Annotated in this window: 1 protein-coding gene; it reads right to left on the reverse strand. The window is 50.3% G+C overall.

Annotated features, from left to right (window positions below; all coding sequences use genetic code 11):
* A partial coding sequence (locus tag GBM95_RS11985; RefSeq protein WP_152159288.1) for a helix-turn-helix domain-containing protein occupies positions 1-417 on the reverse strand: 417 nt, incomplete at its 3' end.
* Positions 418-572: the final 155 nt, after the last annotated feature.

Genomic DNA, 572 nt, shown 5'->3' on the forward strand with positions numbered 1-572 from the left:
TGACCGCAGGTAATTGCGTACGGTCGAGAGGGCAAGCTGCTTGCCGAACTCTCTGTAGATGAGCTGGCGTACTGCCTTGGCCGTCCACAAGGCAAAGTCAAACTTCAGCTGCGCGGGATTCTTATCGACAATCCAGTTTGCGACCTTCTTTGCTTCTTCCCGACTGAGCAGTCGCATCCCTTCTGCAGCCTTCTCACTCGTGCCGCGCTTCTTGCCGGCAACAGCGCTGTCAAAGCCTTCGGCCTGGTAGATCTGGATGATCTTGGTAACCCATTGGCGGCTCAATCCAAGTCTGCGTGCGATTTCAGCGCGCTTTACTCCATCACGGAAGTAAATGACGCAGCGGCGGCGAAGCTCCAGTTGAGCTTCAGGAGTGGTCTTGCGGCCATCAAGAGTAGATGGCTGATTTAATTTCATAATTAATTTATGTATTATAACATAATCATACCTGCATATCAACTATATCGATGCTGTGTTATTAACAAAGGTATTTAATAGTTGACGGATGGTGCTGTGTGGCGCTTGGGGTCAGGCCGCCTGTGCATAGAGGGTACTCTCATTCGTAAAACAGG

This window comes from Sutterella seckii (assembly GCF_009183815.1).
Taxonomy (GTDB): Bacteria; Pseudomonadota; Gammaproteobacteria; order Burkholderiales; family Burkholderiaceae_F; genus Sutterella; species Sutterella seckii.